1 pseudogene is annotated in these 20089 nt (G+C 75.6%); it reads left to right on the top strand.

Annotated features, from left to right (window positions below):
• Positions 1–31 precede the first annotated feature (31 nt).
• Positions 32–20080, top strand: a pseudogene (locus Actob_RS31990) (amino acid adenylation domain-containing protein); the annotation flags it as partial.
• Positions 20081–20089 lie beyond the last annotated feature (9 nt).

Genomic DNA, 20089 nt, shown 5'->3' with positions numbered 1-20089 from the left:
CAGGCTGCTCGATTACCTGAAGCGGGTCACCGCGGAGCTGCGCCACGCCAACGGGCGGATCGCGGAGCTGGAGTCCGCCGCGCCGGCCGGTGCGCCCGACCCGATCGCGATAGTCGGCATGAGCTGCCGGTTCCCGGGCGGGGTGCACTCGCCCGAGGACCTGTGGCGGCTGGTCACCGACGAGGTCGACGCCATCTCGCCGCTGCCCGACGACCGGGGCTGGGACCTGGCGTCCCTCTACGACCCGGACCCGGACCGGCCCGGCACCAGCTACACCCGGCACGGCGGGTTCCTGCACGACGCGGCCGAGTTCGACGCCGGCTTCTTCGGCATGTCGCCGCGCGAGGCGCTGGCCACCGACCCGCAGCAGCGGCTGCTGCTGGAGGTGTCCTGGGAGGCCCTGGAACGGGCCGGCATCGCCCCGTCCACCCTGCGCGGCAGCCGGACCGGCCTGTTCGCCGGCGTGATGTACAGCGACTACGGGTCCCGGCTGGGTGGCGACGCCGGCGACTACGAGGGCGAGCTGATGACCGGGAGCCTGCCGAGCGTGGTGAGCGGGCGGGTGGCGTACACGCTGGGTCTGGAGGGCCCGGCCGTGTCGGTGGACACCGCGTGTTCGTCGTCGCTGGTGGCGATGCACCTCGCGGCGCAGGCGCTGCGGTCCGGCGAGTGCTCCCTGGCCCTGGCCGGCGGCGTCACGGTCATGTCGACCCCGCGCACCTTCGTGGAGTTCTCCCGGCAGCGCGCGGTGTCCCCGGACGGGCGGTGCAAGGCGTTCGCCGACTCGGCGGACGGGACCGGCTGGGCCGAGGGTGTCGGCGTGGTGGTGCTGGAGCGGTTGTCCGACGCGCGCCGCAACGGCCACGAGGTCCTCGCCGTGCTGCGTGGTTCGGCGGTGAATCAGGACGGTGCCAGCAGCGGCCTGACCGCGCCGAATGGTCCGTCGCAGCAGCGGGTGATCCGGGATGCGCTGGCGGTGGCGGGGTTGTCCGGGGCTGATGTGGATGTGGTGGAGGCGCACGGTACGGGTACGGCGTTGGGTGATCCGATCGAGGCGCAGGCGTTGCTGGCGACGTATGGGCAGGGTCGGGCGGAGCCGTTGTGGCTGGGGTCGTTGAAGTCGAACATCGGTCATGCGCAGGCGGCGGCGGGTGTCGGTGGTGTGATCAAGATGGTGATGGCGTTGCGGCATGGGGTGTTGCCGCGGTCGTTGCATGTTGATCGGCCGTCGTCGCATGTGGATTGGTCGGCGGGTGCGGTGCGGTTGTTGACCGAGCGGCGGTCGTGGCCGGTGGTGGGTCGGGTGCGGCGGGCCGGGGTGTCGTCGTTCGGGATCAGTGGGACGAATGCGCATGTGATCGTGGAGCAGGCGCCGGAGGTTGCGGCGGAGCCGGTGCCGGCGGGTCCGGAGTCGCCGGTGCCGGTGGTGGTGTCGGCGCGTTCGGTGCCGGCGTTGCGGGTGCAGGCGGCGCGGTTGCGGGATCGGGTGGCTTCCGATGCGGATCTGTCGGTCGCTGATGTGGCGTTCTCGTCGGTGGCGACTCGCTCGGCGCTGGAGCAGCGGGCCGTGGTGGTCGCCGCCGATCGGGACGAGTTGCTGGCCGGGCTGAACGCCGTGGCCACCGGCGAGTCCAGCCTCGACGCGGTCGAGGGCACCGTGCTGCCCGACTCCGGCCTGGTCTGGGTGTTCCCCGGCCAGGGCGCGCAGTGGGTGGGCATGGCCCGCGGGCTGCGCGAGGCGTACCCGGTCTTCGCCGAGCGGATGGACGAGTGCGAACGCCTGCTGAGCGCGCACGTGGACTGGTCGCTGCGGGAGGCGCTCGACGACAAGGCGGCCCTGGCTCAGGTCGACGTGGTCCAGCCGGTGCTCTGGGCCGTCATGGTGTCGCTGGCCGAGGTGTGGCGGTCGCTCGGCCTGGTGCCGTCCGCTGTGGTCGGCCACTCGCAGGGCGAGATCGCGGCGGCCTGCGTGGCCGGCGCGCTCACCCTGGAGGACGGCGCGCGGATCGTCGCGCTGCGCAGCCGGGCCCTGCGCACCCTGGCCGGCAGCGGCGGGATGCTCGCGGTGGCCGCCCCGGAGCCGTGGGTGCGGGAGCGTCTCGCGCCGTACGCGAACCGGATCTCGATCGCCGCCGTGAACGGCCCGTCCGCCGTGGTGGTCTCCGGTGACCCGGACGCGCTGGACGAGCTGGAGGCGGCGTGCGACGCCGAGGACGTCCGCGCCCGCCGGGTCGCGGTGGACTACGCCTCCCACTCGGCGCACGTGGACGCGCTGGAGGCCGAGCTGGCGACGCTGCTCGCGCCGATCCGGCCGCGCGCCGGCCAGGTGCCGTTCTGGTCCACGGTGACCACGCGACCGCTCGACGGCGACCGGCTGGACGCCGCGTACTGGTTCCGCAACCTGCGCGCCCCGGTCCGGTTCGAGCCCACCGTGCGCGCGCTCGCCGAGGCCGGCCACGGGGTCTTCCTGGAGATCAGCCCGCACCCGTTGCTCACCATGGCGATCCAGGACACCGCGGAGACGGCGTACGTGCTGGGCACGCTGTACCGCAAGGAGGACCCGGTCCGGCGCTTCCAGCTCGCCGCCGGCGCGCTGTACGCCCACGGCGTGCTCGCCGAGCCGCCCGCGGTCGCCGGCCGGATCGTGCCGCTGCCGACGTACGCCTTCGAACGCCGCCCGTACTGGCTGGCCGCACCCGTTCCGCTGCTGTCCGAGCCGGTCGACCTGGCCGGCACCGGCCAGCGCGTGCTGACCGGCCGGCTCTCGCTGAGCCGGCACCCCTGGCTCGCCGACCACCGGGTCCGCGAGCAGGTGGTGGTGCCGGGCACCGCGCTGCTGGACATGGCGCTGGGGGCCGGCGCCGCCGTCGACGAGCTGACCATGCAGGCGCCGGTGGTCGTCCCGGAGCGGGGCGAGCTGGCCGTCCAGCTCGTCGCGGACCCGCCGGACGACGCCGGGGAGCGCGCGTTCCGGCTGCACAGCCGCCTGCCGGGCGGGAGCTGGCGGCTGCACGCGACGGGCGTGCTGACCGACACCGCTCCGGCGGTCACCGACCCCGGTCTCGGCGCCTGGCCGCCACCAGGCGCCGAGCCGGTCGACCTCACCTCCTGGTACACCGACCGCGCCGCCCTGGGACTGCACTACGGTCCCGCCTTCCGGGGCCTGCGCCGGCTGTGGCGCGCCGGTGCGGATCTGTTCGCCGAGGTGTCCCTGCCGGCCCCGATCCGCCCGGCGCTGCTCGACGCGGCCCTGCACGCGCTGGACGTGACGGTGCCGACGCTGCCGTTCAGCTTCACCGGCGCCCGGTGGCTGGACCCGGAGGCCGCCGAGCCGGCCACCCTGCGGGCCCGGCTGAGCCCGCGACCGGACGGCACCTTCGCGCTGTACCTGGCCGACGGCATCGGCCGGGACGTGCTGGCCGTCGACGCGCTGGCCCTGCGCCCGATCGGCGCCCCGGTCGTGGACGGCTCGCTCTTCGAGGTGCGCTGGGTCGCCCCGGACGTCACCGGAACCGCCGACACCGCCGGCGTCACCGTGCTGACCTGCCCGTCCGCCGACGGCGACGTGCCGCGTCGGCTGCGGGCGGTGACCGCGGAGGTGCTCGACGGCCTGCAGCGCCGGCTCGCCGCGGCCGACGCCGACCAGGACCAGCGCCTGGTGGTGGTGACCACCGGCGGCCCGGCGGACCCGGTGGCGGCCGCGGTGCGGGGCCTGGTGCGCTCCGCCCAGACCGAGAACCCGGACCGGATCGTGCTGGTCGACACCGACGACCCGGCGGCCCTGCCCGGCCTGCTCGCGACGGTGCTGGCCACCGGCGAGCCGGAGCTGTCGGTGACCGGGGACCGGATCCGGGTGCCGCGCCTGGTGCCCGCCACCGTCCCGGCCACCCCGGCCGGCTTCCCCGCCGACGGCACGGTGCTGATCACCGGCGCGTCCGGCACCCTGGCCGGGCTGGTCGCCCGGCACCTGGTCGCCGACCACGGGGTTCGCGACCTGCTGCTGCTCAGCCGCGGTGGCGCCGCGGACCTGGCCGCCGAGCTGACCTCGGCGGGTGTCTCGGCGACGTCGGTGGCCTGCGACGTCAGCGACCGCGCGGCGCTGGCGGCGGTGCTCGCCGGGATCGACCCGGACCGGCCGCTGCGGGCCGTGGTGCACGCCGCCGGCGTCCTGGACGACGGCGTCATCGGCTCGCTCACCCCGGATCGCCTGCGGCCGGTGCTGGCCGCCAAGGCGGACGGCGCCTGGCACCTGCACGAACTGACCCGGGATCTCGACCTCGGCGCGTTCGTGCTGTTCTCCTCGACAGCCGCCACCCTGGGCACCGCCGGACAGGGCAACTACGCGGCGGCGAACGCCTTCGTCGACGCGCTGGCGTGGCACCGCCACGACCTCGGCCTGCCGGCCGTCTCGCTGGGCTGGGGCCTGTGGGCGCAGCCCACCGGGCTGACCGGCGAGCTCGGCCGGGCGGACCTGGCCCGGCTGGCCGAGGCCGGCCTGGCCCCGATGACGACCGAGACCGGGCTGGCGCTGTTCGACGCGGCCGTCGGTGCCGGACCGGCGCACCTGGTGCCCGCGCGGCTGGAGGTGGGCACCCCGGTGCGGCCGCTCTTCCGCGAGCTGGCCCCGCGCCGCCGCCCGGCCGCCGCCGTGGCCACCGCGCCGGCGGCGCCGGCCACCGCGCCGGACTGGACCCCGGCGGCCGTCGCGGACCTGGTCCTGCGCGAGGTCGCGGCGACGCTCAAGCACGACTCGACCACCGCTGTCGACCCGGACGCCGAGTTCCACCGGCTCGGGTTCACCTCGCTGGCCGCGCTCGAACTGCGCAACCGGCTGGCCGCCCGGCTCGGCCGGCGGCTGCCCGCGACGATGGTGTTCCAGTACAAGACGCCGCGAGCGCTGACGACGTTCCTGACCGGCGAGCTCCCGGCGGCCGCGACCAGTGAACCGGCCGGCGCGGACCAGACCGACGCCATCGCGATCATCGGGGTGGCCGGGCGCTACCCGTCCGCGGACACCGTCGGCGAGCTGTGGGAGCATCTCGCCGCCGGCCGCCACCTGATCCGCGAGGTGCCCGCCGACCGCTGGGACGCCGACGCGCACTTCGACACCGCACCGGGCGGCGCCTACAGCAAGTGGGCCGGCTTCGTCGACGACGCCGACAAGTTCGACCCGTTGTTCTTCCACATCTCGCCCGCCGACGCCGAGGCGATGGACCCGCAGGAGCGGCTGTTCCTGCAGACCGCCGCGGCGACCGTCGAGGACGCCGGCTACCCGTCGGCGGTCCTCGCGGCGCGGGGCCCGGTCGGCGTGTTCGTCGGCGTGATGGGCAGCGACTACGAGTGGATGAGCGGAGCGGCCGAGGCGGCCGGTGCCCCGAACGACGCCTCCTCGCGGCACTGGTCGGTGGCCAACCGGGTGTCGCACTTCTTCGACTTCACCGGGCCCAGCCTGGCCGTCGACACGGCCTGCTCGGCGTCGCTGACCGCGGTGCACCTGGCCTGCCAGAGCCTGCGGGCCGGGGAGTGCGCCACCGCGATCGCCGGCGGCGTCAACCTGATCCTGCACCCGAGGCACCTGCGCACCCTGGCCCGCGGCGGCATGCTGGCCCGCGACGACCGGGTCAAGGCGTTCGGCGCCGGCGCGGACGGCTTCGTCGACGGCGAGGGCGTCGGGGCGGTCCTGCTCAAGCCGCTGGCGGCGGCGCTCGCCGACGGGGACCGGGTGCTCGCGGTGCTGCGCGGCTCGGCGATCAACGCGGTGGGCAACGCGGGCGGCTACACGGTGCCGAGTTCGGCGGCACAGAGCCGGGTCATCCGTACGGCGATCGAGCGCGCCGGCATCGCACCGGCGACCATCGGTTACGTCGAGGCGCACGGCACCGGCACCCTGCTCGGCGACCCGATCGAGATCGCCGGGCTGGTCGACGCGTTCGGCGGGCCGGTGAGTGAGGCCGGGCGCGACGAGCGGACGCTGATCCCGATCGGCTCGGTGAAGACCAACATCGGCCATCTGGAGGCGGCAGCCGGCATCGCCGGCCTGACCAAGGTGCTGCTCCAGCTGCGGCACGGCACGCTGGCGGCGTCGCTGCACTCGGCCCGGCCCAACCCGGAGATCGACTTCGCGACCACCCCGTTCCGGGTCCAGCAGCGGACCGAGGCCTGGGAGCGGAACGGGACGCCCCGCCGCGCGATCGTCAGCTCGTTCGGGGCCGGCGGCGCGAACGCGTGCGTGGTCCTGGAGGAGCACGTCCCGGCCCCGGCCGGCGCGCCGGCCGCGCCGGACGCCGAGCACCTGATCGTGCTCTCCGCCAAGAGCGAGGAGCGGCTGCGGGCGTACGCCGCGAACCTCGCCACCTTCCTGGGCCGGGACGGCACCGGGGAGGACGTGCAGCAGCGCTGCCTGCGGATCGCCGCCGAGCTGGCCGGCGTCCGGGCGGACACCCTGGACCTCGGCACCGACCTGGTGGACTGCGGGTTCGGCCTGGCCGAGCGGGCCCGGTACTTCGCGGCGCTGGCCGACGAGCTGGGCACCCGGCTCCCGGCGGCGGCCACCTCGGCGGACACCATCGGTGCGGTGGCCCGCGCGATCGCCGGGATCCGCCCGCGGCCGCCGGTGACGCCGGTGACGCCGGTGACGCCGGACGCGGTGCGGCTCGCCGACGTCGCGTACACCCTGCAGTCCGGGCGCACGGCGCACGAGTTCCGCCTCGCCTTCCCGGCCCGCTCGGTCGCCGAGGCGGCCGGCGCTCTGGCGGCGTACGCGGCCGGGCAGCCGCTGCCCGCGGCCTCCGGTGACCTGGCGGCGGTCGCCGAGCGCTGGGTCGCCGGCGCGCCGGTCGACTGGTCCGGGCTCACCGACCCGGCGGCCCGCCGGATCGAACTGCCCACCTATCCGTTCGAGCGCCGCCGGCTCTGGCTGCCGGAGATCCCCGCACCGCGGCCGATCGAGCCGGCCGGGACGGACGACGCCGTCGCCCGGGTGCTGGCCGGTTTCGATGAGCTGGACGCCGCCTCGGTGTCCGGCCTGTTCGGCGTCTACCAGCGGATGGGCGCCTTCCGCAGCCCCGGCGAGCAGTACGACAGCGAGCAGCTGCGCACCAGCCTCGGCATCCGGGACAAGTTCCGCCGCCTGCACGAGGCGGTGCTCGGCCTGTTCGCCGGCGCCGGGCTGGTCAGCCGCGACGGGGACCGGATCACCGTGGCGGCCGGGGCGCCGGACCGTACGACCGGCTGGGTGGAGGAGCTCGACCGGGTCGCCGCGCGGTACCCCGCTGTCGCCGCCACCGCCGGGCTGAACCGGGAGTTCCTCCGGGCGTACCCGCGGATCCTGCGCGGCGAGGTGGTCGGCACCGAGATCATGTTCCCGGACTCCTCGATGGAGCTGGTCCAGGACCTGTACCGCGGCAACGCCCTCACCGATCACTTCAACGAGCTGGTGGCCGGTGCGGTCCGGCAGTACCTCGACCGCGCGCCGGCCGGCCCGGCCCACGTGCTGGAACTGGGTGCCGGCACCGGGGCCACCAGCGAGAAGGTGCTGCCGGTGCTGCGCGGCGCGGGTTACACCTTCACCGACATCTCGCCCCGTTTCCTGGAGTACGGCCGGGAGCGGTTCGCCGCCGCCTACCCGGACACCAGGTTCGCGCTGCTCAACCTGGAACGTGACCTGGCCGGCCAGGGCTTCGCGCCCGGCTCCTGCGACGTGGTGCTCGCCACCAACGTGGTGCACGCCACCCGGAACCTGCGGGCCACCCTCCGCAAGATCCGTGAGCTGCTCACCCCCGGTGGTCTGCTGATCCTCAACGAGCTGACCGAGATCCGCCCGTACCTGACGCTCGGCGGCGGCGTGATGGAGGGCTGGTGGGCGTTCCAGGACGTCGAGCTGCGGCTGCCCGCCTCGCCACTGGCCGCCCCGGCGACCTGGCTGCGGGTGCTGGCCGAGGAGGGCTTCGCGCGGGCCCGGGCGCTCGGCGGCGACGGCCTGAGCCAGCACGTGCTGATCGCCGAGAACACCGTCGCCGTGTCCCGGCCGGTGGTGCGGGAGAGCGTCCGGCCGGCGGCGGCGGTCGCCACCGGAACGCTCGACGACCGGCTGCGCGAGCTGGTGGAGCGGGTTCTCAAGCTGGACCAGCGGATCGACGTGGACCGGCGGCTCGCCGACTACGGATTCGACTCGCTCAGCGGCATGAAGATCGTGGCCGCCGTCGACGAGGCGTTCGGCGTCGCGGTGCCGCTCGACGAGTTCTTCGAGCGCCCCACCCTGCGAGAACTGTCCGGGTACCTGGCGGAGAACTGGCTCGCCGGTGCCGCCCGGCCGGCCACCCCGGAGGCCACTCCCGAGGCCACTCCGGAGGCCACCCCGAGGGCCGACCTGACCCACCCGCTGTCGGCGGGCCAGCGCGCCCTGTGGATCGTCGAGCAGCTCGCCCCGGGCAACAGCGCCTACAACCTGCCGATGACGTTCTGGTTGTCGCCGGAGGTCGACGTCACCAGCCTGCGGGTCGCGCTGCAGGGCCTGCTCGACCGGCACGACCAGCTCCGCGGCGCGATCGACCCGGACGGGTCGGCGCTCACCGTTCCCGGGCACCGCACGCTGCCCTTCGCGCACGTCTTCCTGCCCACGGCCGCCGACGACGACCTGCGCGACCGGGTCCGCGCCGAGGTGGCCCAGCCGTTCGACCTGGTCGGCGGGCCGCTGGTCCGGGCCACCCTCTACACCCTCGACGACGGCCGGCAGGCACTGCTGCTCACCGTGCACCACCTGGTGATCGACGGGGTCTCCATCCCGCTGCTGCTGGCCGAGGTGGAACGCCTCTACCAGGCGGCGCGCGACGGGATGCCGGCGCCCACGCCCGGCCCGGCCCGCACGTACGCCGACTTCGTGGCCTGGCAGCGGCGACTGCTCGACGGCCCGGACGGGGAGAAGCTGCGCGACTACTGGACCGAGCGGCTGCGTGACCGGCCCACCACCGTGCCGCTGCCGCTGGACCGGCCGCGCCCCGCGGTGCCCGGCCATCGCGGCGCCAGCGTGTCCGGCCGGCTGCCGCAGCGGGTGACCGAGCAGGCCCGCGCGCTCGCCGCCGACGAGCGCGCCTCGCTCTCCAGCGTGCTGCTCACCTGCTGGTTCGTGCTGCTGCACCGGTACAGCGACCAGGCCGACATCGCCGTGGGCACGCCGGTCGCCGGCCGGCCCGGCGACGAGTTCGACGACGTCATCGGCTACTTCATGAACATGGTCGTGCTCGCCGAGCGGGTCGATCCGGAGGAGGACTTCCGCGGCCTGGTCCGGCGCGTGCACCGGATGGTGCTGCAGGCCCTGCAACACGGCGCCTACCCGCTGCTCGACCTGGTGGAGCGGGGCGTGGTCGGCCGGCTCTTCGACGTCGCCTTCTACTTCCACAACTGGACCCGGGACATGCCGGCGGACGCGCTGGTGCGCGGCCGGGTCGACGGCGTGCACCAGGAGGGCGAGTTCGACCTGACCCTCGACCTGGTGGACCACCCCGAGGGCTGCCGGTACGTGCTGAAGTACAACCCGGACCTGTTCGACGCCGCCACCGTGGACCGGCTCGGCGAGCACTTCGCCGCGCTGGTGACCGCCGCCGTGGCCGGGCCCGGAACCGCCGTCGGCGACCTGGACCTGGCGATCGCCGGCCCGTCCGCGCCGGTGGCCGACTATCCGGCCGACGCGGTGGTGTGGGACCTGGTGCGCCGGCAGGCCACCGCCCGGCCGGACGCGGTGGCGGTCCGGCACGGCGACACCACGCTGACCTACCGGCAGCTGGTCACCGAGGTCGAGGCGCTCGCCGTACGCCTGGCCGCGGCCGGCGTGACTCGCGGGCGTACCGTCGGGGTCCTGCTGCCGCGCGACGCCGGCCTCCCGGTCGCCCTGCTGGCCGTGCAGGCCGCCGGGGGCACCTACGTGCCGCTGGACCCGGCGTACCCGCGGGAGCGGCTCGACTACCTGGCCGGGGACGCCGGCCTGCACCTGGTGCTCAGCCACTCGGCGGTGACCGCCCCGCTGGCGGCGTCGGTGCCGCGGCTGCTGGTGGACGACCGGTCACCGGGCGCGGGGGCGGTGCCGGCACCGGCGGGACCGGCCGACATCGCGTACGTGCTGTACACCTCCGGCTCGACCGGCCGGCCCAAGGGCGTCCGGGTGCCGCACCGCGCGCTGACCAACTTCCTCTGGTCGATGGCCCGCGAGCCCGGCTTCGGGCCGGCGGACACCCTGCTCGCGCTGACCACTGTCTGCTTCGACATCTCCGGGCTGGAGCTGTACCTGCCGTTGATCACCGGCGGCACCGTGGAGGTGCTCTCCGCCGAGGTGGCCCGGGACGGGCTGCGGCTGCGGGAGGCCGTCGAGAACAGCGCCGCCACGGTGGTCCAGGCGACCCCGGCGACGTGGAAGATGCTGCTGGCCGCGGGCTGGCGGGGGAGCCCCGGGCTGCGGGTGCTCTGCGGCGGCGAGGCGCTGTCCGCGGAGACGGCGGAGGCGCTGCTGGCCGGCAACCGCGAGGTGTGGAACCTCTACGGGCCGACCGAGACCACCATCTGGTCGACGGTGAGCCGGCTGCGCGCGGGCGACCGGGTCACCATCGGCCGGCCGATCGCCAACACCGGCGTGTACGTGCTGGACAGCCGGCGCCGGCCGGTGCCGGACGGCGCCGCCGGCGAGCTGTACATCGGCGGCCACGGGGTCGCCGACGGATATCTGAACCGGCCCGAGCTGACCGCCGAGCGGTTCCTGCCGGACCCGTACGCCACCGAGCCCGGCGCCCGGATGTACCGCACCGGCGACCGGGTGCGCAGGCTGCCGGACGGCCGGATCGACTACCTCGGCCGGGTCGACGCCCAGGTCAAGATCCGTGGGTTCCGGGTGGAGCCCGCCGAGATCGAGACGGCCCTGCGCCGCCTGGCCGGGGTGCGGGACGCGGTGGTGGTGGCCCGCACGTCGCCGGCCGGTGACCAGTCGCTGGTCGGCTGCTACCTGCTCGACGACGGCGCGCCGGAGCCGTCCGCCGAGGCGCTCGCGGCCTGGCTGCCGGAGTACATGATCCCGGCCGCGCTGATCCGGGTCACCGCCTTCCCGCACACGCTGAACGAGAAGGTCGACCGGGTCACCCTGGCCGCCCTGTCACCGGCCGAGATCCGGGCCCGCTTCGGCACCGGCGACGCCCCGGACGCGCAGCCGCAGCGGGCCGGAACGCTGCGCGCCGAGCTGGCCGCGATGGTGTCCCGGCTGACCGGCACGCCGGCCGGCGAGATCGGCGAGCACGACCCGCTCGGCGAGGTCGGGATGAACTCGGTCAACTTCACCACGCTCAGCGTGGAGCTGCGCAAGACCTACGGCATCGAGGTCTACCCGACGCTGTTCTACCGCAAGGGCACCCTGGCGGCGCTGGCCGATCATCTGGCCGGCGAGCACCCGGAGATCCTGGGCGAGCCGGCCCCGGCGGTGGAACGGGACACCGACGTCGCGGTGATCGGCATGGCCGGGCGGCTGCCCGGCTCCGCCGACCTCGACGAGTTCTGGCACCACCTGGTGGCCGGCACCGACCTGGTCGGCGAGACACCACCGGACCGCTGGGACTGGCGGGAGCGGCCGGCCTCCCGGTGGGGTGGCTTCCTGCCCGGCGTCGAGGCGTTCGACGCGTCGTTCTTCGGCATCTCGCCGCGCGAGGCCGAGCTGATGGACCCGCAGCAGCGGCTGCTGCTGGAGGTCGTCTGGTCGGCGATCGAGGACGCCGGTTACCGGCCGTCCGACCTGGCCGGGCGCCGGGTCGGCGTGTTCGTCGGGGTCGCCAACACCGAATACCTGGAACTGCAGCGGGCCGCCGGCGCGCCGCCGCAGGGGCACACCGCCACCGGCGCGGCGGCCTCCATCATCGCCAACCGGATCTCCTACCTGCTGGACCTGCGCGGCCCGAGCATGGTGATCGACACGGCCTGCTCCAGCTCGCTGGTCGCCGTGCACCAGGCGGCCGCCGCGCTCCGCGACGGCACCTGCGACCTGGCGATCGCCGGCGGCGTCAACGTGATGCTGATGTCCTCGGTCTACGAGATCCTCGACCAGGGCGCGATGCTCAGCGGCGACGGCCGGTGCAAGACGTTCGACAGCGGCGCCGACGGCTACGTGCGCGGCGAGGGCGCGGGCGTCGTCCTGCTCAAGCCGGACCGGGTGGCCCGCCGTGACGGCGACGCCCGGCACGCGGTGCTCCGGGCGACCGCCGCGAACCACGGTGGCCGGACCACGTCGCTCACCGCGCCGAACCCGGACGCGCAGGCCGACCTGCTGGTCGAGGCGTACCGGGCGGCCGGGGTGCCGGTGGAGACGATCGGCTACATCGAGACGCACGGCACCGGCACGGCGCTGGGCGACCCGATCGAGACGGCCGGGCTCAGCACCGCGTTCCGCAGGCTGCGCGGCGGCCCGGCGGGTCCGGCGGCACCCGGCTGCGTGATCGGCTCGGTGAAGACCAACATCGGTCACCTCGAGGCGGCGGCCGGCATCGCCGGGCTGCTCAAGACCGTCCTGGCCATGCGGCACGGGGTGATCCCGGCCAGCCTGCACCTGAGCGCGCCGAACCCGTACCTGGAACTCGACGGCGGCCCGTTCGAGGTCGCCACCACCGCCCGGCCCTGGCCGCGCCCGCGGGACGCCGGCGGGCGGGAGACGCCGCGGCGCGCCGGGGTCAGCTCGTTCGGGTTCGGCGGCACCAACGCGCACGTCGTTCTGGAGGAACCGGAGATGCCCGAGACCCGCGACGGCGAGCAGGCCGAGCACGTGTTCACGCTCTCGGCCCGCACGCCGGAGGCGCTGACCGAGGTGGCCCGGCGGCTCGCCGGCCACCTGGCCGACCACCCGGTGGCGGCGGGCGACCTGGCGTACACCACGCAGGTGGGCCGGGAGGCCATGGCGTACCGGCTGGCGGTGGTGGCGGACAGCGCGGACCGGCTGCGCGCCGAGCTGACCGAGCACCTGGCCGGGCGGCCGGCCGCGGTGCACACCGGCCACGTCGGCCGCGACCGGACGCCGCCGGTGGCCGGGGACATCGGCGATCCGGCGGCGGTCGCCGCGTCCTGGGTGGCCGGCGCGGTGATCGACTGGGCCGCGCTGCACCGGGGCGCGCACCGGCGCCGGGTGCACCTGCCCGCCTACCCGTTCGCGCGCACCCGGCACTGGTTCACCACGCCGCCGACGGCGCTGCACCCCACGCTGCTGGACGCCGCGGCCGGACCGGGCACCTTCGTCAAGACGCTCACCGGCGACGAGCCGTTCCTGCGCGACCACGTGGTAGCCGGTGACCGGGTGCTGCCCGGGGTGGCGTACCTGGAGATGGGCCGGCTGGCCGGCGATCTCGCCGGTGGCGACCGGGTCCGTGAGGTCCGCGACCTGGTCTGGTCGGTTCCGGTCCGCCTGCCGGCGGACACGGCGGACCACCGGTTGCTGATCGCCGTGGATCGGGACACTTTCGAGGTACGCACCGACGACGGCCCGGTACACGCCCGCGGCACCCTGGTCCGGGGCCTGCCCACCGCCCGCCCCGAGCCGGTCGACCCGGCAGCGGTGCGGGCCCGCTGCCACACCGTGCACTCCGGCGCCGACTGCTACGCCACGTTCGCGGCGGCCGGCTTCGACTACGGTCCCAGCCTGCGCGTCATCGAGGAGCTCGCGCTCGGTGACGGCGTGGCGCTGGCCCGGCTGCGGCGCCCGGCGACGGCCGATCGGGGCGAGCACGTGTTCCCGCCGTCGCTGTTCGACGCCGCGCTGCAGACGGCCGCCCGGCTCGCCCCGGGCGGTGGGGTGGCGTACATGCCGTTCGCGGTCGGCGCCGCCCGGGTGCACCGGGACCTGCCGGAGAGCCTGTACGCCTACGCCGTCCCGGCCGCCGGCGCGCTCACCTTCACCGTGCTGCTGCTCGACGACGCGGGCGCGGTGCTCGCCGAGATCGAGGACTTCACGCTGCGGGCGGTCCCGGCCGGCGACGAGCCGCACGCCTTCGCACCGGTCCGCCTGCCCGCCCCGGCGACCGGCCGGGCGCCGGCCGGCCCGGTGCTGGTGCTCGGCGACGGCCCGGACGTCACCGGGGTGTGCGAGGCGCTGACCGCGGCCGGCGTGACCGTCTCGCGGGACCCGCGGGCCACCGGCATCGCCCGGGTCGTCCAGCCGGCCGGCGTCTCCGGGGCGGTGGACGCCGACTACCACCTGGCGGTCGGCTTCCTGCAGTCCTGGCTGCGCGAGCGGCGCGGCCCGCTGCGCTACCTCTACGCGCACCGCGATCCGGCCACCTCGCCGGCCCAGCCCGCGATGGCGGCGCTGGCCCGCAGCATCCGTCGCGAGCAGCCGGCGATCGACCTGAGCGTGCTGGCGGTCGCCACCGGCTCACTGGCCGAGGCGGTGGTGGCGGAGCTCGGTGAGGACGGGGCACCGGACGTACGCCGTGACGCGACCGGCCGTACCCGGGCCGGCTGGCAGCGCCTGACCCTCCCGGCGGACCTCCGGTCGCCGTTCGGCGGTTCCGGCGCGCACCTGATCACCGGCGGCACCGGCGGGCTCGGTCTGCTGCTGGCCGAGCACGTGGCCCGCCGGAGCCCCGGCCGGGTCGTGCTGGTGTCCCGCACCGCGCCCGGACCCGAGGCCGCCGCCCGGATCGCGGCGATCGGGGCGCAGGTCCGGCACGCCGACCTGGGCGACGCCGGGCAGGTCGGTGAGCTGGTCGGTGAGGTGCGCCGGTCGTACGGCTCGATCAGCGGCGTCCTGCACCTGGCCGGGGTGCTGCGCGACGGCCTGCTGCACGACCGGGAGCGGGCCGACACGGACGCGGTGCTGGCCGCCAAGGTGCACGGCACCACCTGGCTGGACGAGGCCACCCGGGACGAGCCGCTGGACTACTTCGTCGTCTTCTCGTCGGCGTCGGCCGCGTTCGGCAACGCCGGGCAGACCGACTACTCGTTCGCCAACGCCTTCCTCGACGCCTTCGCCGAGCGGCGGGAGGGCCTGCGGGCCCGGGGCGAGCGGCACGGCCGCACGCTCGCCGCGGCCTGGCCGGTCTGGGCGGACGGCGGGATGCGGCTGGAGGCGGGCGGCGTCGAGCGGATGACCCGGGAGACCGGCATGCGCGAGGTGCGCACCGGCCCGGCGCTGGCCGCGCTGGAGCGGGCGATGGCCGGTACCGCGCCCCGGGTGCTGCTGGCGCCCGGTGACCCGGCCCGGATCCTGGCCGCGCTGAACGCGGAGCCGGTCCCGGCCACCCCGGCGGCGGCCCCGGCGGCCGCGACCCCCGCGCCGGCGGTTCCGGCCGATGACACCGCGGTGGAGCAGTGGCTGCGGCGGATCATGGCCGAGGAGCTGAAGCTCGACGAGCGGGAGATCATCGCCACCGAGCCGTTCGACAGCTACGGCGTGGACTCGCTGATCACCATGCGGGTGACCCGGCGGATGGAGGAGCGGCTCGGCCCGCTGTCGAAGACCCTGCTCTTCGAATACCTGACGGTGCGCGAGCTGGCGGAGCACCTGCGGGCCGAGCACCCGGACGCGTTCGCGAGCGTGCCACCGGCCGTCGTGGTGAGCGAGCCCGTGTCCCCGGCGGCGCGCGGCGGCGACGACGACATCGCCATCATCGGCGTGGCCGGCCGGTACCCGGAGGCCGACGACGTCGACGAGTTCTGGCGCAACCTGCGGGCCGGGCGGGACAGCATCACCGAGATCCCCCGGGAGCGGTGGGACCTGGAGCGCTACTACCACCCGGACAAGTCGGTGGCCGGCAAGACGTACGGCCGGTGGGGTGGCTTCCTGCGCGACGCCGACCGCTTCGACCCGCTCTTCTTCCGGATGTCGCAGATCGAGGCCGAGCTGACCGACCCGCAGGAGCGGGTGTTCCTGGAGACGGTCTGGCACCTGATGGAGGACGCCGGCTACACCCGCGAGCAGCTGCGCGGCGCCCGCACCGGGGTCTTCGTCGGCATGATGTACGGCCAGTACCAGCTGTTCGGCGTGCGGGAGGCGCTGCGCGGCGAGGGGCTGCCCCCGCACTCCTCGTTCGCCTCGGTGGCCAACCGGGTGTCGTACTTCTTCGACTTCGGCGGCCCGAGCGTCGGCCTGGACACCATGTGCTCGTCCGCGCTGGTCGCCATCCACCAGGGCTGCCTGGCGATCCGCAACGGCGACTGCGACGTGGCGGTGGCCGGCGGCGTCAACATCACCAGCCATCCGGCCAAGTACCTGCAGCTGGCGTGGCGCGGGTTCCTCGCCGAGGACGGCCGCTGCCGCAGCTTCGGCGAGGGCGGCACCGGGTACGTCCCGTCCGAGGGCTCCGGCGCGGTGCTGCTCAAGCGGCTGGACGCGGCGCGGGCCGACGGTGACCGCATCCTCGCCGTGGTCAAGGGGACCGCGGTGAACCACGGCGGCACCGGTCGCGGCTTCAACGTGCCCAACCCGAAGGCGCAGGGCGACCTGGTCCGCGCGGCGCTCGACCGGGCCGGCCTGCGCCCGGCCGACCTGGACTACGTGGAGGCGCACGGCACCGGCACCTCGCTCGGCGACCCGGTGGAGATCGCCGGCATGATGCAGGCCTTCCGCGGCGACGACCTGCCGGACCGGCTGCCGATCGGCTCGGTCAAGTCGAACATCGGCCACGCCGAGTCGGCGGCCGGCATCGCCGCGGTCACCAAGGTGCTGCTCCAGATGCGTCACGGCGAGCTGGCGCCGTCGCTGCACGCCGCCGAGCTCAACCCCAACATCGACTTCGACCGGACGCCGTTCGAGGTGCAGCGTGAGGCGGCGCCGTGGCCGCGCCGGGAGGGACCGGACGGCACCGCACGGCCGCGCACGGCGGGCGTCAGCTCGTTCGGCGCGGGCGGCACCAACGCGCACGTGATCCTGCAGGAGTACCTGGGCGAGCCGGCCCCGGTGGCCGCCCCGCCCGGCCCGCACCTGGCCGTGCTGTCGGCGCGGGAGCCGGATCGGCTGGCCGCGCAGGCGCAGCGGCTCGCGGACCACCTGCTGACCACCCCGGTCGCCCCGGCCGAGCTGGCCTGGACGCTGCAGTCCGGCCGGGAGCCGATGGCGCACCGGCTGGCCGTCCTCTTCACCGGCGTGCCGGAGCTGATCAGCCGGTTGACCGGGTTCGCCGCTGGTGAGCCGGGGACCGATGTCTGGACCGGCGCGGTCGATCCGCGCCGGCCCGAACCGGCCGGCGTGCTCGCGGCCGAGCCGGCGGCGTACGCGAAGGCCTGGACCTCCGGTCACGCTGTGGACTGGGCCGCCCTGCACCCGGGCGGCCGCCCGCGGCGGATCCCGCTGCCCGGCTATCCCTTCGGCGGCGAGCGGGTGTGGCTGGCCGCCGCCGACGCCGAGCTGGCCGCGCCCGGCGGCCGGAAGGTGCTGCTGACCAAGGGCTGGACGCCGGCACCGGCGACGCCGGCCGAGGCACTGCCGGCCCGGACCGCGATCCTCGCCCCGGCCGGGACCGAGGACCTGGCGGCCCGGCTCACCGCCCGGCTTCCCGGGTCCGAGATCGTGGCCGCCGGCGGCGCGGTGGACCGCTTCGACGCGGTGGTGGACCTGACCGGCTGCGCCGCCGCCGACACCGCCCTGCGCGACGGCGTGACCTGGTTGCAGCGGATCGTCGACGCCGGCCGGCGTGACCTGCGACTGCTGTTCGTCTCCCGGGGCTCCGCCGCCGCGCCGCGCGCCGCGCTCTACCGGATGCTGCAGAGCGAGTACCGGCACGTCCGCTCCGGTCAGCTGCACGCCGGCGACGCTCCGGACGACCGGCTGGCCGGGTGGATCGCCGACGAACTCCGGACCGCCGGCGACCTGCCCGAGGTCGCCTACCCCGACGGCGTGCGGCACCGGGCCGAGCTGCGCGAACTGCCCGGCGGCCGGGGGACGGCCCCGGTGGTGCCGGACGGCCACGTCCTCTGGGTGACCGGCGGCACGCGGGGGATCGGGCTGCTGACGGCTCGTCACTTCGTGGCGCGGCACGGCGTACGCAAACTGGTCCTCACCGGCCGTGAGCAGCTGCCGCCGCAAGAGGCCTGGTCGTCGGAGATCGCGGCCGGCACGGCCCTGGGTGAGAAGTTGCGACCGCTGGCCGCGCTGGTCGAGCAAGGGGTGCGGCTGGACGTGCGGGCGCTGGCCCTGGACGACCCGGCCGCGGTGACCGCCGCGCTCGCCGAGGTACGGCGCACCCTGGGCCCGATCGGCGGCGTGATCCACAGCGCGGGGCTGGTCGACACCGAGGACCCGGCCTTCGTCCGCAAGACGTGGACCGGCATCGAGCGGGTGCTGAGCCCGAAGACGCGCGGGCTGGACACCCTGATCGAGTGCTTCCGGCACGAACCGCTCCGCCTGTTCGTGCTGTACTCCTCGGTCGCGGCGGCGGTGCCGGCGCTGGCCGCCGGGCAGAGCGACTACGCCATGGCCAACGCCTACCTGGACGCGGTCGCCGAGGCCCGCCCGCACGGGTTGCCGCTGGTCAGCGTGCAGTGGCCGAGCTGGCGGGACACCGGGATGGGTGCCGCGCGCAGCGCCGCCTACCAGGCGTCCGGGCTGGCCGTGCTCGCCGACGCCGACGGCCTCGACCTGCTGGACCGGGCCCTGGCCAGCGGCGAGCGGGTGGTGCTGCCCACCGTCGTGTCCCCGGACACCGACTGGCGGCCGGAGGCGCTCACCGCCCGCCGGCTGGGCGGCGGTGAGCAGGCTCCCGCCCGGGCGACCGAACGCCCGGCCCCGCCGGCCACCGGAGCCGACAGCGCGGTGGCCGGCTGGCTGCTCGACCAGGTGGCGCTGGAGTTGCGGTTCGACCGGGCCAAGCTGACCGGCGACGTCCCGCTGCACGACTACGGCATCGACTCGATCCTGATCGCCCAGCTGCTGCAGGGCCTGGGCAAGCAGCTGGACGTGTCGATCGACCCGTCGGCGCTGCTGGAACACCCCAGCGCTGACGAGTTCGCGGCATACCTGACCCGGGAGTTCCCGGCGCAGTGCCAGGCCGCCTTCGGCGAGGCCGCCCCGGCCGAGCGGACCGGGCAGGCCGCCTTCGGCGCGGCCCGGGTGACCGACCCGGCCGAGCGGACCGGCGAGATCGCGGTGATCGGCCTGTCCTGCACCTTCCCCGGTGCGGGTTCCGCCGACGAGTACTGGGAGCTGCTGCGGCGCGGCGACTCCGCGCTGCGCCCGATCCCGGAGCGCCGCTTCGGCCGGGCGCTGGGCTACCACGCCGGTCTGCTGCCCGACGTCCTGCGGTTCGACCCGGACCTGTTCCTGCTGGCCGAGGACGATGTCAAGGCGATGGACCCGCAGGCGCTGCTGCTGCTCGACGAGGTGCGGCGGGCGGTGTACGACGCCGGCTACCGCCCGGAGGAGCTCAAGGGCCGGCGGGTCGGGGTCTACGTCGGCGGCCGGGGCGCCCACATGCCGGACGCCGAACGGCTGGACCGGGCGCGCAACCCGGTGGTGGCGACCGGGCAGAACTACCTGTCCGCCAACATCTCCCAGTTCTTCGACTTCCGCGGTCCCAGCCTGGTGATCGACACCGCGTGCTCGTCGGCGCTGGTCGCCATGGACATGGCCCGGCAGGCGCTGGCCGCCGGCGACATCGAGGCGGCGGTGGTCGCCGGAGTCAGCCTGCTCAGCGACGACCGTCCCTACCAGGTCTTCGACCGGCGCGGCCTGCTCAACACCGGCGACGAGTTCCACGTCTTCGACCGCCGGGCCGGCGGCCTGATCCTCGGCGAGGGGCTGGGCGTCGTGGTGCTCAAGCCGCTGGCGGGTGCCCGGGCCGACGGCGACCGGGTGCTCGCGGTGCTGCGCGGCATCGCCATCAACAACGACGGGCGGACCGCCGGACCGGCCACGCCGAACCTGGTCGCCCAGAAGGAGGTCATGCGGGAGGCCCTCGCCCGGGCCGGCGGCGACCCGGCGGACGTCGGCTGGGTGGAGGTCAACGGCTCCGGCTCGACCGTCACCGACCTGCTGGAGCTCAAGGCGATCGACGCGGTCTACGGCGCCGGGCGGCCGGACCCGGTGGCGCTCGGCTCGATCAAGCCGAACATCGGTCACCCGCTGTCGGCCGAGGGGATCGCG

The sequence above is a fragment of the Actinoplanes oblitus genome (assembly GCF_030252345.1).
Taxonomy (GTDB): Bacteria; Actinomycetota; Actinomycetes; order Mycobacteriales; family Micromonosporaceae; genus Actinoplanes; species Actinoplanes oblitus.
This window is presented reverse-complemented; position numbering and strand designations above follow the sequence as displayed.